At 42.7% G+C, this 24,007-nt stretch carries 25 protein-coding genes; 7 read left to right on the top strand and 18 right to left on the bottom strand.

What is annotated here, in order from left to right; all coding sequences use genetic code 11:
* Window positions 1–92: 92 nt before the first annotated feature.
* Window positions 93–278, top strand: a complete 186-nt coding sequence (locus NSQ26_RS03140) for a DUF5325 family protein (protein WP_090775939.1) — start codon at window positions 93–95, stop codon at window positions 276–278.
* Window positions 279–287: 9 nt separating this feature from the next.
* Here the strand turns inward: NSQ26_RS03140 and NSQ26_RS03135 are convergent, their stop codons facing one another.
* Window positions 288–1,067, bottom strand: coding sequence for an inositol monophosphatase family protein (locus NSQ26_RS03135; RefSeq protein ID WP_499719107.1), 780 nt, complete (start codon window positions 1,065–1,067; stop codon window positions 288–290).
* A 142-nt stretch (window positions 1,068–1,209) separates the two neighbouring features.
* On the opposite strand from NSQ26_RS03135, the gene NSQ26_RS03130 reads away from it, so the two are divergent.
* Window positions 1,210–1,830, top strand: a complete 621-nt coding sequence (locus tag NSQ26_RS03130) for a DUF1054 domain-containing protein (RefSeq protein WP_499719106.1) — start codon at window positions 1,210–1,212, stop codon at window positions 1,828–1,830.
* 8 nt (window positions 1,831–1,838) lie between these two features.
* On the opposite strand, the gene NSQ26_RS03125 is transcribed toward NSQ26_RS03130, so the two are convergent.
* On the bottom strand, window positions 1,839–2,102 hold the full coding sequence (locus NSQ26_RS03125; protein WP_090775936.1) for a UPF0223 family protein: 264 nt from the start codon (window positions 2,100–2,102) through the stop codon (window positions 1,839–1,841).
* Between the two features lie 137 nt (window positions 2,103–2,239).
* Between NSQ26_RS03125 and NSQ26_RS03120 the strand changes: the two genes are divergently transcribed.
* Window positions 2,240–3,709: an aminotransferase class I/II-fold pyridoxal phosphate-dependent enzyme gene (locus tag NSQ26_RS03120; RefSeq protein ID WP_499719969.1), complete on the top strand. Its 1,470-nt coding sequence runs from the start codon at window positions 2,240–2,242 to the stop codon at window positions 3,707–3,709.
* A 51-nt stretch (window positions 3,710–3,760) separates the two neighbouring features.
* On the opposite strand, the gene NSQ26_RS03115 is transcribed toward NSQ26_RS03120, so the two are convergent.
* On the bottom strand, window positions 3,761–3,895 hold the full coding sequence (locus NSQ26_RS03115; protein ID WP_090775934.1) for a GapA-binding peptide SR1P: 135 nt from the start codon (window positions 3,893–3,895) through the stop codon (window positions 3,761–3,763).
* Window positions 3,896–4,025: 130 nt separating this feature from the next.
* Window positions 4,026–4,802 (bottom strand): polysaccharide deacetylase family protein, encoded by a 777-nt coding sequence (locus tag NSQ26_RS03110; RefSeq protein ID WP_090775933.1) that lies wholly within the window; start codon window positions 4,800–4,802, stop codon window positions 4,026–4,028.
* A gap of 247 nt (window positions 4,803–5,049) precedes the next feature.
* Between NSQ26_RS03110 and NSQ26_RS03105 the strand changes: the two genes are divergently transcribed.
* Together NSQ26_RS03105 and NSQ26_RS03100 are read left to right on the top strand one after the other, a co-directional pair.
* Window positions 5,050–6,705 carry a glycine betaine uptake BCCT transporter gene (locus NSQ26_RS03105; RefSeq protein WP_499719105.1) on the top strand — a complete coding sequence of 552 codons (1,656 nt, stop codon included), beginning with the start codon at window positions 5,050–5,052 and terminating at the stop codon, window positions 6,703–6,705.
* Between the two features lie 28 nt (window positions 6,706–6,733).
* The gene (locus NSQ26_RS03100) at window positions 6,734–7,141 is read left to right on the top strand and encodes a YueI family protein (RefSeq protein WP_499719104.1); all 408 of its coding nucleotides are present in this window, start codon (window positions 6,734–6,736) and stop codon (window positions 7,139–7,141) included.
* Window positions 7,142–7,174: 33 nt separating this feature from the next.
* Here the strand turns inward: NSQ26_RS03100 and yqgO are convergent, their stop codons facing one another.
* From yqgO to NSQ26_RS03070, 6 genes are all read right to left on the bottom strand, one after another.
* A complete protein-coding gene (gene yqgO / locus NSQ26_RS03095) occupies window positions 7,175–7,381 on the bottom strand; it encodes a protein YqgO (protein WP_499719103.1) in 207 nt (68 codons plus the stop codon).
* Window positions 7,382–7,402: 21 nt separating this feature from the next.
* Window positions 7,403–8,794: a Na+/H+ antiporter NhaC gene (nhaC, locus tag NSQ26_RS03090; RefSeq protein WP_499719102.1), complete on the bottom strand. Its 1,392-nt coding sequence runs from the start codon at window positions 8,792–8,794 to the stop codon at window positions 7,403–7,405.
* Window positions 8,795–8,921: 127 nt separating this feature from the next.
* On the bottom strand, window positions 8,922–9,932 hold the full coding sequence (locus NSQ26_RS03085) for a ThiF family adenylyltransferase (protein WP_499719101.1): 1,011 nt from the start codon (window positions 9,930–9,932) through the stop codon (window positions 8,922–8,924).
* Entirely contained in the window at window positions 9,929–10,489 is a 561-nt protein-coding gene (locus tag NSQ26_RS03080; RefSeq protein WP_499719100.1) for a 5-formyltetrahydrofolate cyclo-ligase, read from the bottom strand. Before NSQ26_RS03080 ends, NSQ26_RS03085 begins: the two co-directional genes overlap by 4 nt.
* A gap of 62 nt (window positions 10,490–10,551) precedes the next feature.
* A complete protein-coding gene (gene rpmG, locus NSQ26_RS03075) occupies window positions 10,552–10,701 on the bottom strand; it encodes a 50S ribosomal protein L33 (protein WP_090776008.1) in 150 nt (49 codons plus the stop codon).
* 72 nt (window positions 10,702–10,773) lie between these two features.
* Complete coding sequence (locus tag NSQ26_RS03070) at window positions 10,774–11,448, bottom strand: hypothetical protein (RefSeq protein ID WP_090775926.1); 675 nt, start codon at window positions 11,446–11,448, stop codon at window positions 10,774–10,776.
* Between the two features lie 368 nt (window positions 11,449–11,816).
* On the opposite strand from NSQ26_RS03070, the gene NSQ26_RS03065 reads away from it, so the two are divergent.
* The gene (locus NSQ26_RS03065) at window positions 11,817–12,194 is read left to right on the top strand and encodes a hypothetical protein (protein ID WP_090775925.1); all 378 of its coding nucleotides are present in this window, start codon (window positions 11,817–11,819) and stop codon (window positions 12,192–12,194) included.
* Window positions 12,191–12,769 carry a hypothetical protein gene (locus tag NSQ26_RS03060; protein WP_499719099.1) on the top strand — a complete coding sequence of 193 codons (579 nt, stop codon included), beginning with the start codon at window positions 12,191–12,193 and terminating at the stop codon, window positions 12,767–12,769. The genes NSQ26_RS03065 and NSQ26_RS03060 overlap by 4 nt, the downstream gene beginning before the upstream one ends.
* A gap of 51 nt (window positions 12,770–12,820) precedes the next feature.
* On the opposite strand, the gene NSQ26_RS03055 is transcribed toward NSQ26_RS03060, so the two are convergent.
* The 8 genes from NSQ26_RS03055 to NSQ26_RS03020 all read right to left on the bottom strand — a co-directional run bounded on the left by NSQ26_RS03055 (window position 12,821) and on the right by NSQ26_RS03020 (window position 23,939).
* Window positions 12,821–14,815: a TRAP transporter permease gene (locus tag NSQ26_RS03055; protein ID WP_499719098.1), complete on the bottom strand. Its 1,995-nt coding sequence runs from the start codon at window positions 14,813–14,815 to the stop codon at window positions 12,821–12,823.
* Window positions 14,796–15,317 (bottom strand): DUF1850 domain-containing protein, encoded by a 522-nt coding sequence (locus tag NSQ26_RS03050; protein ID WP_499719097.1) that lies wholly within the window; start codon window positions 15,315–15,317, stop codon window positions 14,796–14,798. The genes NSQ26_RS03055 and NSQ26_RS03050 overlap by 20 nt, the downstream gene beginning before the upstream one ends.
* A gap of 108 nt (window positions 15,318–15,425) precedes the next feature.
* Entirely contained in the window at window positions 15,426–16,361 is a 936-nt protein-coding gene (locus tag NSQ26_RS03045) for a TAXI family TRAP transporter solute-binding subunit (RefSeq protein WP_499719096.1), read from the bottom strand.
* Between the two features lie 249 nt (window positions 16,362–16,610).
* On the bottom strand, window positions 16,611–17,741 hold the full coding sequence (locus NSQ26_RS03040; protein ID WP_499719095.1) for a Ger(x)C family spore germination protein: 1,131 nt from the start codon (window positions 17,739–17,741) through the stop codon (window positions 16,611–16,613).
* Complete coding sequence (locus tag NSQ26_RS03035) at window positions 17,719–18,822, bottom strand: GerAB/ArcD/ProY family transporter (RefSeq protein WP_499719094.1); 1,104 nt, start codon at window positions 18,820–18,822, stop codon at window positions 17,719–17,721. Before NSQ26_RS03035 ends, NSQ26_RS03040 begins: the two co-directional genes overlap by 23 nt.
* On the bottom strand, window positions 18,809–20,284 hold the full coding sequence (locus NSQ26_RS03030; protein WP_499719093.1) for a spore germination protein: 1,476 nt from the start codon (window positions 20,282–20,284) through the stop codon (window positions 18,809–18,811). Before NSQ26_RS03030 ends, NSQ26_RS03035 begins: the two co-directional genes overlap by 14 nt.
* Window positions 20,285–20,457: 173 nt before the next feature.
* Window positions 20,458–22,512, bottom strand: a complete 2,055-nt coding sequence (locus NSQ26_RS03025; RefSeq protein ID WP_499719092.1) for a peptidoglycan D,D-transpeptidase FtsI family protein — start codon at window positions 22,510–22,512, stop codon at window positions 20,458–20,460.
* A gap of 140 nt (window positions 22,513–22,652) precedes the next feature.
* Entirely contained in the window at window positions 22,653–23,939 is a 1,287-nt protein-coding gene (locus NSQ26_RS03020; RefSeq protein ID WP_499719091.1) for an MFS transporter, read from the bottom strand.
* Window positions 23,940–24,007 lie beyond the last annotated feature (68 nt).

Below are 24,007 nucleotides of genomic sequence, written 5' to 3'. Positions count from 1 at the left end.
CAATTTGAAGGATAAGAAACCAGCTCTGCCGCCATATTTCGTATCTAATCTTCTGGTGACTGTGTTCTGTATTCGAAAAAGGAGGTAGCGTAGTGAAAAAAGACAATATCTTGTTTTTATTACTTGCAATGATTACAGTTGCTGGCATCATGTGTATCGGTGTCGCAGTTGCTGAACGAAGTGTGTGGATTGCTTTCATTGCTTGTATAGGGATCTTTTTGGCCATGACCATCGGCTTCCGACTTCGTAAAAAAAATGAAGCACGAGACGAACGCTAACATTTTTATTTAAGTCAGATGCCGCCTTATTTCCTCGTGTAGATTAGACGAGCTAGCAAGCAAGCTCCCTTTTTCTAACATAGATAAGGGCGTGCCATCTAAGCGTGTTGCTTTGCAGCCCACTTCTGCTAAAATAACGGCACCAGCTGCATAATCCCATGGCGACAAATTTAAACTCATATACGCATTTAAACGATTCGTAGCTACATACGCCATTTCAAGCGCAGCTGAACCATAGGAACGTGAGCCTCGGCTTGTCCTCACTACTTCAGTTAGCGCCGCTGCATGCTCACCGACAAGCCACCCTGCATTGATTCCTACAACTGCTTTAGAAAGTGACGTTTGCTCCACCTTTGGGAGAAGACGATCATTTAAATAGGCACCTTCACCTTTCAGCGCATGAAAAAATTCCTCGTTCATCACATCATAAATTAATCCGATCATCCCTTCTCCGCCTTGATATACGGCTACTGAAATAGCAAATCCACGCTTTTGGTGGATAAAGTTTGTCGTCCCATCAATCGGATCGACAATCCATACGGTGCCTTCTAGCGATGACAATACTTGAGCTACCCCTTCTTCCCCCAGAAAATGATGCGTCGGATATGCTTCACTAATTTTTTCATAAAAAAACGCCTCTATGTCTTGATCTACTTCAGTAACTAAGTCATCTGGTCCTGATTTTTCGCTAACAACTACTTCCCCTGTCAATGCTGTTTTGATGCGGTCACCTGCTTCAACCATCCACAAGCGCGCCTGGCGTTCAATGTTTCCCCATGTTGCTGTCATACAAGTCTCCTTTCGTCTAAACCACTTGTCTTCATTCATGATATACATCACCATTATTACATAATAAGCAAATCGTTTGCACGGAAATCATAAAAACGCTATGCTACTATCTAAACATTAAAAAAGGGATGAGACAAATCTAATGACACTTCCTACTTTCACTGCACATGATTTTGCGACTTTCCACGTTGACGGACTCGCTGAACGAATGGAAGCCATTCAAATGCGCATTCAACCAAAATTTGCAGCAATTGGCGCGACACTTGCGCAAGAACTCTCACTCATGCTTGGACAAGAAATGTTTCTACACATTGCCAAGCATGCACGCCGCAAAACGAACCCACCAAATGACACATGGCTCGCTGTTGCGGAAAACAAGCGTGGCTATAAAAAACATCCACATTTTCAAGTTGGACTGTTTGACGATCATGTATTCATTTGGCTTGCTTATATTTATGAATGCCCAGACAAACAAGCCATTGCCAATACATTTCTTGCTCACGAACAAACATTAAAAGAAACCATTCCTGACCATTACGTCGTCTCACTTGACCACATGAAAAAAGAAGCAACGCCTTTTTCTGCGCTTGACTTACGTGCATCTTTGCAACGTTTCCATTCAATCAAAAAGGCAGAATGGCTCGTCGGTCGTCATATACCAGCCGAGAGTCCGATTTTAAAGGACGGTCATAAGCTAATGGCAACCATCATAGAAACCGTTCAAACGTTGTGTCCAATTTATCAACTATCTAGACAGCTTTAGCGCGTGCGCTAAAGCTTAATACGTTCTTGCGGTTTTGCTTGCTTAGCAGCCTGCACAACATGATAACAAGACGTGCCTATTTCCTTGTCAATGTCCTTAAACAACTGCTTCTCTTCAGATTTTGCAGGAACAACTTCTTTAAATTGCTCATAACGGCGCAAAATCTCCCTTGCCTCTACCCCTTGTTCAAACACGCGTGCGATACAATCACAAAATTCGGCAACAATGACCACTTCATTTTGCGTCCATTCATCATTCAGTGGAATATTCATCAGCGCTCCTCCTCGACAGGTTTTCTACACGTTTTCTTCCTTATGTTTTCCAAACAGATAGTCAAACATAAGGATTCTTGCTATACTTTTCATGTGACTTTTTTAATCACGGAAATGAGGGATCCTCTTTGACACATATACATGAACAAACCCCTTTACTTACAGGTCTTGTCACTTATGCAAAAAAGAAACCGCTTCCGTTCCATATCCCCGGACATAAACGCGGAAAGGGAATGGACGAACAGTTTCGTACACTAATGGGTGCTGAAGCGCTCGCGCTTGACTTGATCAACCTTGCCCCACTTGATGACCTTCACCATCCGCAAGGCATGATTGCTGATGCACAAAAGCTTGCCGCGCACGCTTTCGGTGCGGACCACACGTTTTTTTCAGTACAAGGGACAAGTGGTGCCATTATGACCATGATCATGGCGGTATGTAAACCGGGTGATAAAATTATTATGCCACGAAATGTTCATAAGTCAGTCATGGCAGCAATTATTTTTTCAGGTGCACTTCCCATTTTTATTCACCCTGTTTTAGATAACGATCATGGCATTGCGCACGGAATTACAATAAATGCTGTCGAAAAAGCAATCGCAACACATCCGGACGCCAAAGCCATCCTTCTCATTAATCCGACCTACTTCGGCTTTGTCTGTGATTTAAAAGCGATCGTTGCCCTCGCACATGATGCTGCAATTCCTGTCCTCGTTGATGAGGCGCATGGTGTCCACATTCACTTTCACAATGCACTTCCGATGAGTGCAATGACCGCAGGCGCAGACATGGCGGCAACAAGTGTCCATAAGTTAGGTGGCTCACTCACGCAAAGCTCTGTGTTAAATGTGCGCGCTGGACTCGTCTCCGTTGAGCGCACCGCCGCCCTTATGAGTATGCTCACAACGACGTCTACATCCTACCTATTGCTGGCGTCTCTTGATGCTGCACGCAAACATTTGGCACTCTATGGGCAAGCGTATCTTGAACAAACCATTGCCCTTTCCCACTGGGCACGTAACGCGATCAATGAAATAAATGGTCTTTATTGTATCGGAGAAGAAGTGTGCCAGTCAAGTGCAACCTTTGCACAAGACCCAACAAAATTGTTCATTTCCTTAAAAGGACTGACTATCACGGGCTATGAGGCAGAAATATGGTTGCGAAAACATGCAAACATTGAAGTAGAACTGTCAGATCTGTACAACATTTTATGTGTGATCACACTAGGAGACGACGAAGAAAGCATTCACATGCTCCTATCCGCGCTTGAAAACTTAGCTACACGCTATCGTCGTACAGAAACAATCGCGACAACAATTCCAGTTGAATTACCTGAAATCCCCACGTTGGCACTCTCTCCCCGAGAAGCTTTTTACGCTGAAACAGAAGTGATTCCATTTGATCAATCTGCCGGCAGAATCATTGCAGAGTTTATTATGGTTTACCCACCAGGCATCCCGATTCTTAGTCCTGGGGAACTCATTACAACAGAAAACTTAGCTTACGTTCAAAAGAATGTTGCTGCTGGATTGCCTGTCCAAGGACCAGAAGATGCGACACTTGCAACATTAAAAGTCATTCGCGAACAAGAGGCCATTAAATAAAGAGGGTGCAACAGTATGTCACACCCTCCCCCCTAATTGGTATTATTTAAATTATTTTTGTGCATCTTGCTCCTCTTCCTTCACTTGGCACGTCGCACAAACACCTGTTGCATAAAGACGACTCACTTTTTCCCCTTCAAAATGGTCCATCAGTTGATCACAATGTTGACAAACGATTGTACCCATCTTAAAATCCCCCTCCCTCATATGAAAACGCTTCCTTCATACTTTATTTTATTATAGTATGACTCAATGTGTGCGTCAAGCGTTAATTAGTATGTCACAATTGACATGGTGGTGGTAAAAGGGGCCAACACTAATTGGCTACGTCTACTGTTTGAATTTCTAGTGGATCAACAAATTCGTACCCTTGATCACGAAGTCCAATGACAATGTCTGCTAATCCTTCTGCAGACCATTTTCGGTCATGCATTAACAAATTTGCTCCTGGTTGTAAGTATTCACTATTCACCATCACCTCCGCTATCGATGCCCCTGTTTGATAATTCGGCTCCCAGTCGTAACCATACGTCCAGTTCATTAATGTCATCCCTTCCCGCTTTGCTAGTTCCCGAACATGATCTGTGTTCACACCAAATGGTGCGCGAAAAAAGCGCGGGCGTTCTCCAATAATAGACGCCACTAAATCATTTAAAGCGACGATTTCTTCTGTTTGTGCTGTGGTTGATAGCTCACTTAGACGCGCGTGAGTCATCGTATGATTCCCAATCGCAAACCCAAGCTCATATATTTCCTTAAGCTTGTCCTTGCCACGATCATCCTCTAAAAAATGACCATTCACGAAAAAAATTGCTGGTGCATCCACTTCTTTTAACGTCCGCGCCATTTCCACACTATAGTGTTCTGGTGCATCATCAATGGTTAATAACACCAATTTCTTGTTTGTATTTATTTCAGGGAGTGGCTGCACTAAATATGTTTTTGGATCAATTTCATATTTCACTTCCACTTTACTCGTCACTTCCGTCTGTTCACGAGGAACGGATACATCCCTTTTTGATGGCTCATTGTCGTTCCTACATGCAGCCAATAAGGCAACGACACATGCGATCAATACCCACCCTTTTTTCATCATCATCTCTCCCATTCACTTTTGTTTTAACTTAATAAATCGCATTGCCTTTTGTACGGTTATCTCCATATTCGTATACATTTTCCCAAAAAACTTCATACTAAGCGAAATCAAACGTTTATCCCTTCATTTCCAACAGAGAACAGCTTTTTTTACCATTTTACAACCATATCCATCACTTGGAAAGATACTTTACCTATGTTACGATTTTATTTTACAAGAAAAAAGAAGGGTCTGAGAACTAAATATGAAACAAATAACAACAGTGTTTTACGTATCTCTCTCTATTGCAATTGCCTTCATACTATGGGGTGCCATTGCGCCAACAAATATGAAAGACATTACTGAAACGATTCAAAAAATGATTACTTCTGAACTCGGATGGTTTTACTTACTATCAGCTACATTTTATGTTGGGGTCGGCATCTATTTAATCTTCAGTCCTTATGGTAAAATAAAATTAGGGAAACCAGATGAAGAACCTGAATACAACTACTTAACATGGTTTGCTTTCCTGTTTACAGCAGGAATGGGGATTGGTCTTGTCTTTTGGGGGGCAGCAGAACCATTATCACATTTTTTCTCGCCACCTTATGCAGCGCCTGAAACGAAACAAGCTGCAGCTGAAGCAATGCGTTATTCTATTTTTCATTGGGGCATTCATCCATGGGCCATTTACGCTGTCGTTGCTTTGACCCTTGCCTATTTTCAATACCGCAAAGATGAGCCGGCATTATTTAGTTCTACATTTCGTCCATTAATTGGTCATCGTGTCACCGGTCCAATCGGGAAATTAATTGATGTGTTTGTTGTGTTTGCGACGGTATTTGGCACAGCCACATCACTTGGTTTTGGTGCAGCTCAAATTACTGCGGGCATTCGCTATGTATTTCCACAACTGCAAGATTTTAACGTATATATTTTCCAAGTTGTCGTCATTGTTATTGTAACCATCTTATTTAGTTTATCTGCTGCAACAGGGATTGACAAAGGGATACGCATTTTAAGCAACTTAAATGTCCGTCTTGCAATCATTTTAATGACGTTCATTTTATTTTTAGGACCAACAAGCCACATCATGGGCGTCTTTACACAAGGCATCGGTAGTTATGCGCAAAACTTTTTTGGTATGAGCTTTGCGATGGATATTTATGATCCTAAATCATCGTGGGTGCAAGACTGGACCATCTTTTACTGGGCTTGGTGGATTTCTTGGGCACCATTTGTCAGTGCATTTATTGCGCGGGTTTCACGTGGGCGTACCATTCGAGAGTTCGTTATAGGTGTCATCGCTCTACCATCTTTATTTGGCACACTATGGTTTAGCGTTTTCGGAGGATCAAGCCTCTATTTTGAAAGTATTGGGAGAGACTTATACTCTCACATGCAAGAAAGTGGCACAGAAATGGCGCTCTTCTCTTTGCTAGAACAGTTCCCTTTAACATTTGTCATTTCGATCATCGCTGTATTGTTAATTTGCTCTTTCTTTATTACATCTGCTGATTCAGCGACAGTCGTTCTCGGCATGCAAACAACTGGTGGAAATCTCAATCCACCCGGTATCGTTAAATTCATCTGGGGACTCATTATTTCTGGTACTGCCACTGTATTACTCATTACAGGTGGCAAAGCAGGAACAGGACTCACTGCATTACAAACCGCATCCATTATTGGTGCCTTTCCGTTCGCCGTCATTATCATTTTAATGATTGTTTCACTCTTTAAAGAGTTGCGTTCAGAAAAAGCCATTCTTGTTGTCGATCGAGAGCGAGTTCGTCAAGAGCGACTTGCCTTAAGGACAGAACGAGAACGTGTGAGACGAGAGCAACACATCCTAAAACGAGAACAACAACGATTTAAGAAGGAAAAGGAAAAATCTACGCCTCCACGGAAAAATGACTAATTAACCCTTTTATAAAGGAGCAGTCCACATGCCAAAAGATGTAAATGACATTTTGGAACAAGCATTGGCAGGTTGCCTTGAAACAAAACCTAGTGAGCGGCGTTTATTTTTAACGACGATACTAGAACGGGTTTATTTAGCACTAACGACAAGCCAAGTGCAATCTACACACGTTTATCCTGAAGTAGAGCGATTGATGAAACAAAAAAATAACGTGCACCTATACATTAATGGTGAGACGTCTTATCGCTTTTACACACGGTATATTAAATTAGCAGCGACCAATCGTGTTCCGTACACAATTGTGAATCCAAATGACCCGACACCATTCGGTCTTGTACTAGCTAGCAACTACTCACCTGTGCATGTCAACCAACCGTATATTGTCGATTCCCTTCACGAGCAAGATATTGTTGCCCATGACAAGAAAAGTTAAGAAAAAGCGTACCTTTTAAAAGGTGCGCTTTTTCTAGGCTTCCGGAGCATTCGTAGCATTCGGATAGGTAAACAATGAACCCATCAATCGTTTACGAATAAAAGGGATTCGTAATAATGAAGCAATAGCGAGCTTCCGGAGAAAAGACTGCCGAAAAAACATGTTTAGTAACCGGTAACGGTAACGATAAGCCAGACCACAGGCTAAACCGATACCCATCATACACATTATTTGACGCATGTGACGTCACCTCCAGTCTTACTATGCCGCTCCTCCCCCGCTTTTATCCACTCGCGCAATACCAATTCCAAGATAACCAAATACAATTGTAAACAGTGGGGACAACAGCAAGAATAATGCGAACGGTGCATAAGCACTTACTGGTACTTGTAACGTATGAGCGAAGAAAGCGCCACTTACCCCCCACGGGATTAATGGATTGATTAATGTCCCGGCATCTTCTAACGTACGGGACAAATTTTGCCGTGCCAAGCCAATCACTTTGTACGATGTCCGAAACGTTTCTCCTGGTAACAACACTGATAAATATTGCTCACCAGTCACCACATTGACACTGATCGATGACATCGCTGTTGCCGCAATTAAATGACCACGTCTTACAAGTAAGGAACGAACCGGAGAAAATAACGCTTCAATAAAACCGATTGTTTGCAGCACACCACCTAGTGCAAGGGCGAGCACAATTAGGGAAATGGACCACATCATTGATTGCAAGCCTCCAGCTTGAATAATGTTATTGACCATTTCTTCACCTGTATCTAATTTAAAACCATCTTGCAACACATGGAAGACAGCGGCAACAGATGGGACATGTTGCAGTACAATGGCTGTCACAATGCCTGTCGCAATGCCTGTCATTAATACTGGAAGCACCGGGTATTTCCGAGCTGCTAAAATGACAACAATGATCGGGGACAAGAGTGTGAGCCAAGTAATATGAAAGTGCCCTGTTAATGCATCCAACATTGGTTGAAGCTGCATTTGCTCTCCCCCACTAGCAGACCGCCCGACAACAAATAAAAATACATACGTAATGAAAAGTGCTGGGACAGTCGTCCATAACATATGTTTTATATGTGTAAACAGTGGTACACGAGCGACTGCGGCTGCAAAGTTCGTCGTATCTGACAAAGGGGACATTTTGTCCCCAAAACACGCACCACAAATAATTGCTCCTGCTGCTAAAGGTGCTGGTACATGAAGCGCAACCGCTATGCCCATTAATGCCACACCCACAGTCCCAATCGTTGTAAAACTACTTCCTGTAAAAGTCGACACAACGATACAAATTGTTAATGCCGCTGGGGCAAACCATTCTGGTGAGAGCAAACCAACACCATAAAATAACAACGTAGGCACCGTCCCACTCATCATCCACACAGCAATGATCAAGCCAACAAGCATGAGAATAAAAATAGGTTGAAGACCGCGATATACCCCTTGCACGAGCCCTCCCTCTAATTCCTGATAAGAAAACCCGAATAACCGACCAAGAATTACAGCTGTGACTAATACGAGTAAAATCGGAATGTGTGGTGCTACCTTCAGAAAGAACATACACCCAACCATCATTAAAATAAATAAACATAGCGAACAAATCGCTACTTTTGTACTTATTTTTGTCCTCTCCATGCCAACAACACCCCTTCACTTTAACGCGTTAAAGTATATTTGTAATATGTTCTTTATCATACGTACTTTCCACGATAAAATCAAGCTTTTTTTATAGACAAAAAGAGAGGTGTCTATTCCTCTCCTATTAATGGCCAATATATTTATTGTATAAGGACTTCGCTTTTGCCACATCTTCTGTCCCTTGAACCAACACGCGACCGTCTGGAAATAAAACGAGCCGCTCTCCCTCTGGCAATGTCGCACGCACTAAAAATGGGGTTTCCTGTATCGTTGCAACCGCTCGCAACCGTGTTGCCATCGCTGCAATATTTAACGGCTTACCACCAACCTGAATCGTTTCTCGTCCACACAATGCAACTGTATCCGTTGCTCGCTCTGCTAACGCTGGATATTCAGCTTTTTGACAAGTGGCACAATCAACTTTCGGCGCTCGAAATGACAATTGCGAAAATGTATTATGCCAAATATCAATGGTTTGAACGGTGTTTCTTAATTGTTCCGTCGCACCCACTAAGTACTTGACAACCTCAACCACTTGATAAGAGGCAATGATATCAACAATAGGTGCAATGACACCGACTGTGTCGCATGTTTCTCCTTGTTGCGCACCTTCTCCAATGAAACACCTTAAACATGGTGTCATACCTGGAACAAACAATGCACTAACCCCTTTTGCTTGTACGACACCACCATAACTAAGTGGGATTTGTTGCTTAAAGCAGGCATCATTTAGTAAGAAACGCGTATGAAAATTATCTGTGCCATCTAAAACGATATCTACATCCTCTGTAAATGAAGCCACATTCCCACTATGAACGTCACACACCGTTGCATCAATCTCAACTTCTGTATTCACTTTTTCTAACGTGTTTTTTGCTGCGACTGCTTTTGGTAACGCACGTGATACATCATCTTCATTAAACAATGATTGGCGTTGGAGGTTGCTTAATTCCACATAATCGCGATCAACAAAATGCGTATAGCCTATTCCAGCGCGTACAACGTGGTTGGCCAACACTGTACCAAGTGCACCCATACCAACAATGAGCACACGACTATTTTTTAAACGACGCTGTCCTTCCTCACCGATACCAGGAAATAACAACTGCCGCGAATAACGTTCCGCTGTCGTCATCCCGATTCATCTCCTTCCACAACAACATGATCAATCTTCACATCATGATCTTCCGTTGGCAATACCAGTCGCAGCTGCTCCTCAAAACAAAGAGACACGGTCGTTCCCCTATAAGCTGGCAGCAACCGATCATAGAAACCGCCCCCCATCCCTAAACGATCCCCTTTCCTTGTAAACGCCACACCAGGAACGATCATTAAATCAATTGCTTGTTCATCTACACATCGACATTTTGAGACCACTGGCTCTAACAGTCCGTATCTTGTCTCTTCTAATTGATCCCACGAAGTCACTACATAAAAAGCCATCGTTTTTGTACGCATATGCACACGTGGCAGTGCGACTTCCTTCTCGTCGCACCAAGCTTGTTCAATAAGTGGTGCTGTATCTACTTCTGGGAAAATGGCTTTCGTCACACCCATACACTTAGCAACCTTCCACATGTTCCGTCCCATAAGTTGGCTTACAATGCGCGCCGAGCGCTCACGATACGTCGCCTGCGACATCTTTTGTAATGATGCTTTTACTTCTCGACGAATCATCACCTTCTTGTCCATTGCTCTCCCATCCTTTTCGTGCCTCACACATAAAAAAGCAAGCAGCGGATAAGTCCGTCTGCTTACTTTGTTTCGCGATGTAATGTGTGGCGCTTTAATCGCGGGCTATATTTCTTCAGCTCAATTCGCTCAGAATTGGTTCGCTTGTTTTTTGTCGTAATGTAATTACGATCACCTGTTTCAGTGCAAGCAAGCGTTACTTGAACACGCATACTAATCCCTCCAAACTCTTCTACCATACTTGAACTATCATAGCAAAAGTTTCTCCACAAAGCAAGTGCTTTTTATCGTTCCTGACCAGTTGCGCGCAAACGTCGATGAACATCCTTTAACAAGTCATACTGTTTTGCAACGAGTAACCAACCTGCCCCTACTTGTTGTTCCTCAGGTGCGATCGAAAGCGTCGCACTAACCACACTCTCGGCACTGTCTGAGGAAAAAGGCGAAAACGATAACCTGCCTTCGTTACCGCACCAATGTTTATCCATACTTCCTGCCACGTGCTGAATATAGGTCGCTTTAGGCATATGTAGCGCAAACAACGAGCAAATGTCATCATAATGATGGACAAGCGCTTGCTCTTCTGGCGCGTAAAACGTCATACCTGAGCTGTCACGTTGAGGGAGATGATGCATCATTAACTTTACTTTCATTACAGCTGTGCTTTCATTTTTAAACATGACTTCTCGAACACAACCTAGTTTCTGAGGTGCTGTGCGATCAAAAACCGTTAAACTCACATTCCATTGCTTATGGTAAGCATGACTCACGACAGACGTGTCATTCACTGAGAATGCACGATCGATTGCCCATGCTGCATCGCCTACCCATGATATTTCACCTTCATACCAAATACCTAATCGCCCAACCGGTGAGAGAGACGCAGTTGTTTTTAATGCATCGTGAATGGCTATGTCGTAAGCGTTTTCATGATCGGATGCTTCTGAGAAATTGTGCATCTATTCCCCTCCTCTATGCCCTTCGGTTATAATCCGTGACAAAATTTCTACCAAAGATCACCATGTTCTACTATAAGCATACCTGTTATTTTTATCCTACACAAGGAGGGCAAATTGTATGTTTTTGTAAACGGAAAACCCCTTGTGCCACAAGCGTTACAGCTACATAATCACTTTTAAAAATACCTCAACAAAGATTGCTGTCCAGCTATGTCAAAATCAATTGTAACAGAATAGAAATTTAAATTTTAAATCGAAATACGGGGGAATTCATGTATAATAGAGACGAGGCCACAATATGACCGATTTAAAGTTTTACCGTGCAGCTTCCATCTGCACATTTCAAATTCATTTAGGAGGGAATTACGATGGAATGGACTTTCATTATTTTAATTGCTGTCTCAGCAATATTGCTTGCGATGTCTTATTTCAAAGCAGAGAAGTCACCGAGAGCGGAGGAAGCAATTGAACAACTCTCTATCTCATTTATGGAGGAAATCCATCATTTGAAATCGCACATTCGTGATTTAGAACTGGACGTAGAAATCGCAGCACAAGAAAGTGGTCGTTATGTGCGGGCACCAGAGGAACAAGCAACGCTTCGAACGGTGTTAGATTTACATAAACGTGGCTATTCTGCTGAAAGCATTTCTGCTGAGTCGGGTCTTGAAGAATCAGAAGTGACGCGCTTACTTGCACCTTTCATTGAAGCAGCTGCATCGCGCGTGAAAGTAGGTCGCTCATGACACCTAAAACAATTCGTAGTTTTGCTGCTGGGTTACTTGTTGCCGTGAGCGTGACGACTGCTGCTTATTACATTCAAGCGGATCAGGCAACTGACGCAAGCGCACTCTCTGAAACGGAACTTCGCGCTGCACTTGCCGACGCTGGCTATAAAGTTGAAAAAGCAAAAGAATGGGAAGCACTTGAAACAGATTTAGAAAAGACCAAAACAGCCCTTGCTGAAACAGAGGCCACTTTAAAAGAGGTAAAAGACAAAAAAAACGACGATAAGAAAGACGAAGACAAGAAAGACGAAGACAAGAAAGACGAAGACAAGAAAGACGAAGACAAGAAAGACGAAGACAAGAAAGACGAAGACAAAAAGGATGACGACAAGCATACCGTTGTGATTGAAGTAAAACCGGGCATGACAGGTGGGCATATTGCTCAAGCGCTCAAGGAGGCAAAAATCATTGATGATACACTTGCCTTCTCTAAAAAAGTAGAGGACAAAGGGGTCGCTGATCAATTAAAGCCACAAAAAACAGAAGTATCAAGTGACATGAGTCTCGACGAGCTTGTCGACGCCTTTTTCTAGCATATAGATCAAAAAAAGCAGTTACCTCGATTCGAGGCAACTGCTTTTTTTTTACGCTCCTTTTGAGCGAGACTTTGCTTCTTCGCGCTGTCTATTCAAAAAGCTCCATTGATAAATGAGCAACATGACAAATACAGCCATACCGACCAAGTCTGTATATCCATCAGGATAAATGAGCAAGAAACCAGTGACGAACGCAATGAGACGTTCGTGCCAGGCAAGCGACTTATACCAATAACCAATGAGGGAGGCACCGATTGCAATCATCCCGAGAATGGCTGTAATGAGCGCATGACCTGTTTCAAATATCGTTGAATCAATCATGAGCAATTGCGGCTGTAACACAAACATGTACGGAATAATAAAAGCAGCAATTGCAAGCTTTGAGGCGTTTACCCCGGTTTTAATCGGATCTCCACCGGATATTCCTGTAGCGGCAAATGCAGCAAGTGCCACAGGCGGCGTAATATCAGCTACAATGCCAAAGTAGAAGACAAACATATGGGCCGCTAAAACGGGAATAGCGACATCCAGTTGACTATTTAAAGCCAAAATCGCTGGCAACGCAATTGTTGATGTAATAATATAATTGGCTGTTGTTGGTGATCCCATGCCTAAAATGATCGCTGTAATCATTGTGAAGAATAACGTCAACAACAATTGTAAGTCTGCCGACGACGTTAACGATGCCGCCATGCCGACAATACTACCACCCAATTTTAATCCGAGTCCTGTCTTTGTCACAACACCAACAATAATCCCTGCACACGCTGTTGCAGCCGCAACACCTAATGCCGTGCGTGCACCACTTGTTAATGCAACAACAAATTTACTCGGTGTCAAGCGCGTGTCTTTATGAAACAAGCTTACAATAATGGTGATCGCGATACCAAGTAACGCTGTCCGCTCAATACTAAAGCCTTGAAACAACAAAACAACAATGGCGACAATTGGCAACAACAAATACAACTTCTTTAGTACATCGATTTTACGAGGCAGCGCTTCTTTTGGCAACCCTTTTAGTCCAAGTCGCTTCGCCTCAAAATGCGTCATCACCCATATTCCGGCAAAGTAAAGCATGGCAGGTATCAATGCCGCCTTCGCAATTTCCCAATAACCAACACCGGCAAATTCAATCATAAGAAACGCTGCCGCGCCCATAATGGGTGGCATGATTTGTCCACCTGTTGACGCAGCTGCTTCTACTGCACCGGCAAAGTTTGGTTTATAACCTAATTTTTTCATCATTGGGATTGTATAGGAACCCGTTGTGACTGTATTGGCAACCGAGCTCCCCGAGATGGTGCCATTTAGCGCACTTGAAAAGATCGCCACTTTCGCAGGTCCGCCAACGCGTCGCCCGGCAATCGCAAGCGCCAAGTCGTTAAAATAACCACCTACCCCTGTTTGAACGAGAAAAGCACCAAATAATAGAAATAAGAAAATATATGTTGACGACACTTGTAATGGTGTACCAAGAATGCCTTCCGTTGTAAAGAACATAGACTTTACAAATTCATCTAAGTTCAAACCGCCATGTGACAACATTCCCGGCATGTACGGTCCTAGCAATGCATAAGCGATAAATAGACTTGCGATTGTGACGATCGGCAACCCAACCGCTCGTCTCGCTGCTTCTAACACAAGTAAGATCGCCACTGATCCAATAAATAACTGTACCCCTGTGATCGATCCAAGCTGTTGAACAAGCGTTTCATAAAAGAAAGGCCAGTATGCACACACAATGATTGATAAGCCCATGAGTCCGTAGTCATACCACGGCACATGGTCTCTCTTCGTCTTTCTCCTTGCCGGGAACAACAAGAAAATGAGTGCCAAGGCAAATCCTAAATGGATCGTACGCTGAATATACGCTGTAAATTGACCGAATGCACCTGTATATAATTGAAATAAAGAGAATGCCAGTAGCCCTGTGAATACGATACCCGCTGCAACGCCAGATAACTTCCGTGTTCTCGACTCTGCATCATATTTTTCCATTAACTCTTCTTGATTTACATCTTGGTTAGTTTGTGTTTTGCTCATGAATACGTGCTCCTTTCAGCCACTGCCATAATGTTAAATCCTCTATCTTTAAAGTCATCCATGCGCCTGGCTCCATATAGTCATTAAAAGTTACTTCATGCGTCCCCCAAACAAGCCGATGCTGAGAAACAGCTTTCCCATTTCGTACACGCAGCTCAGGAAATAAATTTTTCATATCACGAATGTGATAACGACCCTCTTCATACACAAATGTCTCGCCTGTTTGAGCGTTCGATGGCATGCCGACGCCAAACTCTTCAAATATGAATTCAAATTGTTCGATTTGTTTGTCTGATGTAACGCGGTATTTTTCCACCACATCTGACAAATGGACGGAATGGGTAAAAATGATTTGAAACTCATCTCCATACTCTAGCGGTAAAAAAGCTTGGCGTTCATTTGTATCCTCATTATAAAAGACGAGCGCCATCGAAACAGGGTAAAAAAAGATACACAGTAGCAGAAGAAGAGGAAGCAACACCCAAATGATGATCCGTTTCACTTGATGCACGCCCTTTCTCAACTTGCAAGCACTGTTTAAAAAGAAAGACCGGCCGCACGTACACTACGCACGTACGCAGCCGGTTGATCATCTTTCACACGGTGATTTTTACTCAACACTCAATCCTTGTTCTTCAAAATACTTCTTAGCACCTGGATGTAAATTGGTCACACCATCTAACGCTGTTTCCAAAGTGATCTCAGTTCCTTTGGCATGTGTCACTTTGTTTTCATAAATGGCTTTTGTGATCTCATATACATCGTCTTCTGGTAAATCTTTCTTCACCGCGATCATCGCAAGAACAGCCACCGTCTCCACGTCTTCAGTCAATTTATATGTGCCAGATGGAATGGTTTCAGCCGCATAGTACGGATACTTCTCAATTAATGCTTGTGCTTTATCCGCTGCAATTGGCACGATAGAAACATCTGTCGTTGTGGACAAACTTTCTACTGCTGCTGTTGGCGTCCCTGCTGTAATAAAGGCTGCATCAATGTTGCCATCTTGGATGCCACCTGTCGATTCGCCAAAGTCCAAGTTCTGGGCATCAATATCTTCCACCGTCATGCCGTGAATCTCCAAAATTTCCTCCGCATTGGCACGCGCACCTGATCCTGGTGCACCAATCGAGACTTTTTTCCCTTTTAAATCTTCTACACTTTCAATTCCTGAGTCGGGTGTTGTGACAATTTGGATCATCTCTGGGTAAAGAGAGCCGAGCGCCAACACATTGGTGATCTCTCCCTCAAAACCTTCGCCACCAGCAAGCCCATTTGCCATCACATCTGTTTGTACAAATGCAATGTCTGCTTTCCCTTCACTCAAAGCAAGCATGTTCTCCACTGATGCATTAGAAGACGACACATCGATTTTCAAATCGGTATTGTCTTGAATCGTCTTCGCCATACCGCCACCAAGCGGATAGTATGTCCCACTCGTCCCCCCTGTGACCATACGCAAACTACCTTCACCGTCCCCACATGCTGTCACAACAAGCGACGTTGCTAATGCCAGCGATGCCAACATAAACCGATTCTTTTTCATAAAAAATCCCCTCCCACAATCATTATGTATATAGACTCATTTTCTCCCGTTGACACGACTGCGACAAAAGCAAAGGAAATAATAATAATTATCTAACTAATGTCTCCATAAGCCCAATTATGCGCCTCAGCCTATTTTGCAAACGCTTTTATTTCCTGCTCGTCACAATTATATCACATGTCCGCTAAAAGCTAAAGACAAAAAAAAGCGGGTCATCCCGCTTTTTTCATATCCAGTTCTCATCTACCATTAATAAAGAATCCCTTGCTGGTCAATTCGAACCTCGATATTCGTTTCAAATTTAATATTTGGATATACCTCTTTCCAATCCTTCTCTTTCCATATGTCATGATGAAATGCATGAATACGCTTCCCAATCCCAAGGGCATCAGAATTTGCTTCCAATAATCTGTCTGTCACAATCTTTGCTTCTTTCGTAAACAAATCCCCAAGCTTTTTGTTTAGATTCCTAACCTCTGATATAGGCATTGGGATATCAACGGGTAATTCGACCACATCGACATCAAATTTTAAATTCAGTTTCACTGTAATGTCATCGACGCTATTTACGACCAATTGCAAGTCTCTGTCAACACCCGTCACATCGACAGTAATATAGTTGGCGATATTCACTTCCTTGTCATCATGGATTTTCTTTGAAAACCGCGCATTGTTGCCCACTTGTCCATTCATTAACAAAAACAATGTCGACAATTGATGCTCAATTTTTCCTGTGTATTTTGTCCCATCAAACAACGCCAATCCAACAACTGTCGCAGTCACATCATCAAGAGGTTTGATGAGTGGCAAGGTAATGTCTTCTCCTCCGCTTAATAGCCGCGCTGAAATAGACTGGATGTTCTCATTCGGAATCGCTGTCTCACCCTCTAAACTACTTAACAAGTCAGCAATATACTCACCAATTTGCAACGGATAACCCTCTCCTAATTTAATGATGTCTTGTGCCTCCCCCTCGGAAATGACGAGCTTCGTACTTAAAGGACTCCGTGGGTTACGGTAAAAAACATCTAACAATAAAAGGATATCATCTTTCGCTAACTCTTCTCCCAACACCAATACTTCCAACTTCGAGGAATCATATTCCTTCCCAATTCTACGGTCTAATAAGTCTCGTGCCTCTCGAATGGTGTTGCTTTCCACTTGCATCGTTTTTGGTGACGAGACACCTGCCTCTTCTTTACTCGTCGGTTCTTGAATCGACCGAACAGTTACAGATACTAAATATTTCTCATCCTCAACTAAGTCAATCCCTGCACTTTTCACTAACGTCACGTCTTTCAATAAATGTTGATCCCAACATCCTGACAACGTAAGCAACGAAGCGATGCAAGCAATGCTAATGAGTTTTCTCAATATCATCCCTCTTCCTCATACATAATGACAGAATATAAAGCAAACCTGGAATGAGCAATAACACGTAGCCACTATAAGTCAAATACATGCTATATTCATCAATTCTTTCCTCAATTTTCCACACGTATGCAGCTAAACAAAGGACAGCCAATAAGAAAACAGCTAGTGCTCTGTCCGCTCGCTTCTTCTTTTTAAAAAATGACTTTAAAATGTCTCCACAAATAAACGTAAACATGACAAAGGAAGTGAAGATATACACGACCCACACAGACAAAAACACTAAGTCTGTTCGTTCAATAATTTGAAACGTATAGGATTTAATGAGGTAAATCATCGGTTCAGGGAGAAAAGCAATCTCTTCTGGACTAAAGTATAAAAAGCAAACAAGTGTTAAGTACAAATACAACATAAGTGTAAACACATTTGCCCATACCGCCATTTTAAATTTTGCTTTTACTGTTCCGGTAATATATGCATTTAAAAACAAGATGACCTCAAACCCCATTAGTGGCAAAATGGCATCCAAGCTTCCTTTAAAAATGGTGCCTATCCCTTGGTGACCGATTGGTAACAAATGATAAATGTTTGCGTCTTTTAAAGAGTAAGTCGCAATCGCTACCAATAATACAAGAGCAGGCGTTACTGCCAGAAAGAAGCGTAAAATGACTTGCAAACTTTCTCTCGCTAAATAAAAACTCAACATAAGTATGATCAAACTTATTACAACTCTTGGCGTTTCTGGTAAAATCCAACGATCAAGCATCCTTACAAGAATGGCAATGAACAGCACATCAATCAAAAAGAAAAAAAGCAAGAAAAATACTCTGGCTATGTTGCCAATCCAATTCCCAAGCAACGTTTGAACAATCTGGTCCAAGTTTTTACGCGGAAAACGTCGATATAACAAAAAGAATGTGCCGAGCAACAGTTGAATCCATACTCCGGCAAGAATTAAAGACATCCATCCATCAGCACCCGATGCTTGCGACAACGTATATGGGAGCGACAACACGCCTACGCCAATTTGGGTATGGATGATTAAAAAAAATACATGACTAGCTTTCACTTTTTGTTTAAGAATTTCCATCAATATCCCAACCTCGCGTTTGTCTAAAACGGAATCGTTTTTTTGGTTTTGCATCAAGTGGACGGCGTTTCATTAACCATAATGGCATCCTAATGAATGCATCTTTTAAGCCACTCCAATTAAATGGCGCAATTGGATAAAAATAAGCAACCCCAAAAGATTCTTGTCTGCATAACTGGATAAGCATGATAATGAGCCCAAAAATGATGCCGATAAAACCAAACATCGCTGCTAAAAGCATAATTGGAAACCGCAGTAAACGGATGGATGCGCTAAATTCATTAGATGGAATAATGTAAGAAGCAATGGCTGTAATGGCCACGACGATGATCATTACATTCGACACGAGTCCTGCTTGTACAACCGCATCTCCAATGACCAAACCACCAACAATCCCGATCGTCTGGCTAATTGGGGAGGGCAAGCGAATCCCTGCTTCCCTAATGAGCTCAATCGTCAATTCCATTAACAGTGCTTCCATAATTGGCGGATAGGGCACCGTCGACACCGATAACTTCAGCGGCATGACGAGCTCATCCGGTAAAACTTCGAAGTGAAAACTTACAACCGCGATATATAACGCTGGTAAAATAATCGCAATAAGAAAGCTAACAAAGCGAAGCATCCGAATAAATGACGCCGTCATCCATCGGCTGTTATAATCATCTGGAGACTGAAAAAAACTAAAAAAAGTAACCGGCATAATAAGCGAATTTGGACCACCATCAGACAAAAGCGCAATTTTCCCATCCAGTAAATTGGCTTCCACCTTGTCCGGGCGCTCCGTGGATATCATTTGTGGGAAGATCGAAAATGGACTATCTTCAATAAACTCCTCCAAATAGCTTGTTGTCACAACCATGTCCGTCTCGATATAATTCATTCGTCGTTTCAGTTCTGCTAAAATGTCTTCATTGACCAAGTCTTTCATGTACACAATGGCCACTTTCGTTTTCGTTTCTGTCCCAATTTCAATATGCTCTACTTTTAAATAACGACTCCGCACCCGATTGCGCACAAGCCGGACATTCGTTTGTAAGTCTTCTACAAATCCTTCATGTGAGCCGTGCACTACTTGCTCCGCATTTGGCTCAGTCATATCACGCGCAGTATCTTCTTTTAAATACACCGTATAAAAATGATCGTCACCAACACAAATCATGACACTGCCGGCCAAAATTTGGTTGATCGCATCATCATAGGTCGTCGCCTCCATCGTTTGCAAATTATGTACATACGTATCAATTTCTTCTGCTGGCAACCTCATCAATGTCGGAATGAGAAAATCATTGATTTTTGCCATCGACACCAGACTGGTGATGCACGCAAATGTCAGTGTGAGATCACCTTTTTTTACATGACGGACATGAAACTCGCTATCATCTTCAAAAACCTCTTGTAGCTTCGCTATTTTCTCATCCAACGACAATTCATCAAAGGCTGGTTCTTGCTTTTTCACCACTTATTGTGCACCACCTTTCATCGTTACCTCTTGTTTGTATAGCATCCCGCACATATGACAAAACATGCACGCAATGTGGGCGGTATTGAGAAAACATGTGCGCGAATGTTTTCACGACAAAGAACACCTGAAATGATGGTGTGAACCATGACTTCAGGTGTTTTTGTTATGCGTTAATTACTAGACATATCGACTTCCTCAACAATCTTATCATCCGCTTCTTTTGGGGATTTGCGGTCTTTTTGGAGGTCGAAGTAGTCGTTAATGAGTTTGATGCCGATGTTTTGGGCTTGACGTGCCGGCTTCATTTGACGCAAGTTAGGTACAATGATTGCAAAAGCAATCTCTGGGTCCTCGTACGGAGCAAAACCGACTAAACTAATATTCTCTCCTTTTATGCCATTGGCAAATACTTGTGCCGTACCCGTTTTTGCTGCAATCGGTACGTCTACTTTGCTGTTCATGGAACTCGCTGTTCCATTGCTTCCTGCCACTACTTGTCGAAATCCTTGTTTCACTCTTTTGATATGATCGAGACTCATATCAATCCGATTCAGCACTTCTGGTGGTCGCTCCATTTGAATAGCGCCCCTTTCTTCCCCACCTGATGCCGGCTCAAGCACCCTCCCGACAAGACGTGGACGCATCCGTACACCATCATTGGCAATTGTACTCACATATTGACCAAGCTGTAAGGTAGAATACGTGTCATATTGTCCGATCATCAAATCGAGCAAGTTCCCTGAGTTTTGTAAGGGGCTCGTATATCCAGAAGAAGCAGCAGGCAAATCTATCCCTGTATCTGCGCCTAATCCAAACTGTCTAAAGTAGTAACGAACTTCATCAGACACATCTTGCGCTTGTGTAAGTGGAATGAACGCCTTACCTTTACTATATTGATAACCCGCCATCCTCATCGCTACATAAAACATGTACGTATTAGATGACCTCGCTAATGCTTTCAAATCATTCACATATCCTAAGTTTTCCCATGAACCTTTAGGTTTTGTCCCTTTAAATTCCAGCTTAGTGTCCTGAATGCCTCCACCAGGACTAAAGACCTCCGTCTCAAACCCCGTTAAAACCGATGCCCCTTTAATCGCTGAACCTGGCTCAAAAGCACCATTAATAACCCCAATCTCATCATGATAACCTTCCCCAGTGTTACGGTCTTTCTTATACCCACTCATCGCCAAAATATCGCCCGTTTTCGGGTCCATAACAACTGCATAGGCGCTAGGATGATCAATATAAGAATTAGCATTCACCGTACTCTTCACAATTTCATCCAACTTCTGCTGATACGCCATGTCAATCGTCAATTCGAGGTCGTTTCCGCGGCTACCGAGCTTTTCTTCAATTTCACTCTCACTTGGTCCACGTCCTTGGCGTGTAAATGTGCTTGCAACTTCCGCTTTTTTTCCGCGTAACACATCTTCATACTGCGCTTCTAAGTAACTTGTGCCGACATAATCGGAACGTTTGTATCCTTTTGCTAAGTAACTATCCGCATCCTCAATTGGAATTTGCCCAACTCGTCCGTACGCTTGCTTAAACGTCGACCCATACACATAGGCACGAGACGCATCGCGTTGTAAATCCATATGTGGCAACGTATCAAGTCGTTCCGCAATCTTATGCTGCTCAGTTTTTGTTAAGTTTTGCTTAATTCGCTGTGGCTCACCGGTCATGCCACTTGCCATTCTGCCAAAAATCGTAGCCACTTTGTTTTCTTCGTCTGATAAACCTTCCAATACTTCATCGGGGATGGCTTTAATGATTTCTTTATACTCATCCTTAGGCTTAACATCCTTTTTTGGTAAAAGCTTTTTCCGTTCTTTCTCATTCAATGTCGTATAATAATACTCTCGCTGATCGCGCTCACGCACTTTACTCACATCTAGCTCAATCAACTGAGCAACCTCTTTTGCTAGTTCCAGCATATCCTCTGCCTTGACGCCACCTGGATTCGTATATGTAAGCGATAGTTCAAGGTTATTATCAACAAGCACATGTCCGAACCGGTCAAACATCTTTCCGCGCGGTGCGTCCATATGCGCCACTTGACTCGTTGTTTTCGTTAATTCTTCTTTAAAGTGGTCTCCTTGTGCAATTTGCACGATGCCTAGTTTCAAAATAAGCGCAGCAAACAATAAAAAAACAAGCACAAATAATGCATTTAAACGCACTGAAATTTGTCTCCGTTTTTTTGGTTTAAATTTTGTCACGGTACTCCTCCTCACCCCATCGTCCTATGGGGCTTTCGTCTATTTCTAACCGAACAGCGATAACCGTGGTATCAACACCACGGTGCTTTCATTTTTATTATAAGACGTGCGGTGAACGGTGTCAAAGAATGACACCTTCCTCACACCGTTCCCCCATTCCCGTCCCCTTGATTAACTGCGCGCATCGCTGTTTCTGGTGGCGGTTCTCTTTCTGGCAAGTGAATACGACGCACAAATAAGTATAACCACAAGTGCCCTGAACCAACGATCAGAAGGACAATCGGGATTGCCCACACTTCATCAAACAACGTAATTGCGACAATGAACAAGACGATGGATAAAATGCGACCAATATTAATAAACCATTCTCGGACAACGATATACTCCACGCGTAATTCAGACGCTCTTGTCGCTGTGCCAATGACATCGTAAGTGAGCGAAACATATGGGATTAATAGGATTGGGTATGCAATAGAAATAACGATCCCGTATGTCATCAGTTTTGTAAAACTTAAGTTCACCACAAGCAAAAACACCGCGCCATAAAGCAATATTCCCCCTAAGAGAATGCTTTTCTTACGCAATGAAGGTTTGAGGAAACGCGCCACCACGTAGTAACAGACAAGCTGAATACTCGATGTCACAAGCCCGTACATGCCAAGCGCTAATTCATTTTTAGCGACCACATAAATCCATACGACAATAACAAAAATAAACGTCCCCTCACGTAGCCCTTCGAAAATATGTGCCGTTAAAATGCGACGCCAATTTTCATTATCTTGCCGCTCCATTAAAGCAGCTTTAATACAAAACCGTCCGTGCGCATGCCTCTTTGAAAGAGAAAATGTCAGTAAGATGGCTAAAAGAAACAATGTCAATGACGTAGCAAAAATAATAAAATACCCGCTGTAACCACTCATACTTGTAATAATAAACCCAGCGAGCAAAGGACCTGTCATCCCGGCAAAAGAAGTAAGTAACCCTAAAAAGCCATTGAAAAAATCGCGTGTGGCAGGTTCAGTCACTTCAAATGTTAATACATTAAAAGCGAGCCAATAACAACCAACACCGATGCCAAGTAACGCGCCTAATACGAGTAAATAATCATTCACATGGTGTGAAGCAAGTAAAACAGCTATGTAAAATAAAGACATGAGCACCACACCAATACGCAATACATGCGCCCGGTCAATCCGCTTCGTTAACATCCCTGCTGCCCAAAAAGAAAGTGGCTGAAAAATGACTACCATCAAATTATACAAAGCCAAGTCAATAAATTCCCCAGATTGCTTCCACAAAAATACATTTACAAACGTGTTGGAGAGCGCAACACTTAGTGCGTAAAGACCACCAATAAGGAGCAATAACTTTAAGTCTTTTGTTACTTCTACTGGCCCAAATAATTTCGTTGCCCAATTCGTGCGCATGATGCCACCTCCCTAAAGGGTAGTGTGGCTTTATTGTGGTGCGGGTATGCAAGCAGAGAGGAGAAGTC

The sequence above is a fragment of the Bacillus sp. FSL W7-1360 genome (assembly GCF_038592975.1).
Taxonomy (GTDB): Bacteria; Bacillota; Bacilli; order Bacillales; family Bacillaceae_D; genus Shouchella; species Shouchella lonarensis.
This window is presented reverse-complemented; position numbering and strand designations above follow the sequence as displayed.

What these genes read in the sequence shown, in the direction of transcription:
- NSQ26_RS03135 (WP_499719107.1), bottom strand. Translation starts at nt 1,067, where the DNA reads ATGACAGCAACATGGGGAAACATTGAACGCCAGGCGCGCTTGTGGATG.
- NSQ26_RS03130 (WP_499719106.1), top strand. Translation starts at nt 1,210, where the DNA reads ATGACACTTCCTACTTTCACTGCACATGATTTTGCGACTTTCCACGTT.
- NSQ26_RS03125 (WP_090775936.1), bottom strand. Translation starts at nt 2,102, where the DNA reads ATGAATATTCCACTGAATGATGAATGGACGCAAAATGAAGTGGTCATT.
- NSQ26_RS03115 (WP_090775934.1), bottom strand. Translation starts at nt 3,895, where the DNA reads ATGGGTACAATCGTTTGTCAACATTGTGATCAACTGATGGACCATTTT.
- NSQ26_RS03110 (WP_090775933.1), bottom strand. Translation starts at nt 4,802, where the DNA reads ATGAAAAAAGGGTGGGTATTGATCGCATGTGTCGTTGCCTTATTGGCT.
- NSQ26_RS03105 (WP_499719105.1), top strand. Translation starts at nt 5,050, where the DNA reads ATGAAACAAATAACAACAGTGTTTTACGTATCTCTCTCTATTGCAATT.
- NSQ26_RS03100 (WP_499719104.1), top strand. Translation starts at nt 6,734, where the DNA reads ATGCCAAAAGATGTAAATGACATTTTGGAACAAGCATTGGCAGGTTGC.
- yqgO (WP_499719103.1), bottom strand. Translation starts at nt 7,381, where the DNA reads ATGCGTCAAATAATGTGTATGATGGGTATCGGTTTAGCCTGTGGTCTG.
- nhaC (WP_499719102.1), bottom strand. Translation starts at nt 8,794, where the DNA reads ATGGAGAGGACAAAAATAAGTACAAAAGTAGCGATTTGTTCGCTATGT.
- NSQ26_RS03085 (WP_499719101.1), bottom strand. Translation starts at nt 9,932, where the DNA reads ATGACGACAGCGGAACGTTATTCGCGGCAGTTGTTATTTCCTGGTATC.
- NSQ26_RS03080 (WP_499719100.1), bottom strand. Translation starts at nt 10,489, where the DNA reads ATGGACAAGAAGGTGATGATTCGTCGAGAAGTAAAAGCATCATTACAA.
- rpmG (WP_090776008.1), bottom strand. Translation starts at nt 10,701, where the DNA reads ATGCGTGTTCAAGTAACGCTTGCTTGCACTGAAACAGGTGATCGTAAT.
- NSQ26_RS03070 (WP_090775926.1), bottom strand. Translation starts at nt 11,448, where the DNA reads ATGCACAATTTCTCAGAAGCATCCGATCATGAAAACGCTTACGACATA.
- NSQ26_RS03065 (WP_090775925.1), top strand. Translation starts at nt 11,817, where the DNA reads ATGGAATGGACTTTCATTATTTTAATTGCTGTCTCAGCAATATTGCTT.
- NSQ26_RS03060 (WP_499719099.1), top strand. Translation starts at nt 12,191, where the DNA reads ATGACACCTAAAACAATTCGTAGTTTTGCTGCTGGGTTACTTGTTGCC.
- NSQ26_RS03055 (WP_499719098.1), bottom strand. Translation starts at nt 14,815, where the DNA reads ATGAGCAAAACACAAACTAACCAAGATGTAAATCAAGAAGAGTTAATG.
- NSQ26_RS03045 (WP_499719096.1), bottom strand. Translation starts at nt 16,361, where the DNA reads ATGAAAAAGAATCGGTTTATGTTGGCATCGCTGGCATTAGCAACGTCG.
- NSQ26_RS03040 (WP_499719095.1), bottom strand. Translation starts at nt 17,741, where the DNA reads ATGATATTGAGAAAACTCATTAGCATTGCTTGCATCGCTTCGTTGCTT.
- NSQ26_RS03035 (WP_499719094.1), bottom strand. Translation starts at nt 18,822, where the DNA reads ATGGAAATTCTTAAACAAAAAGTGAAAGCTAGTCATGTATTTTTTTTA.
- NSQ26_RS03020 (WP_499719091.1), bottom strand. Translation starts at nt 23,939, where the DNA reads ATGCGCACGAATTGGGCAACGAAATTATTTGGGCCAGTAGAAGTAACA.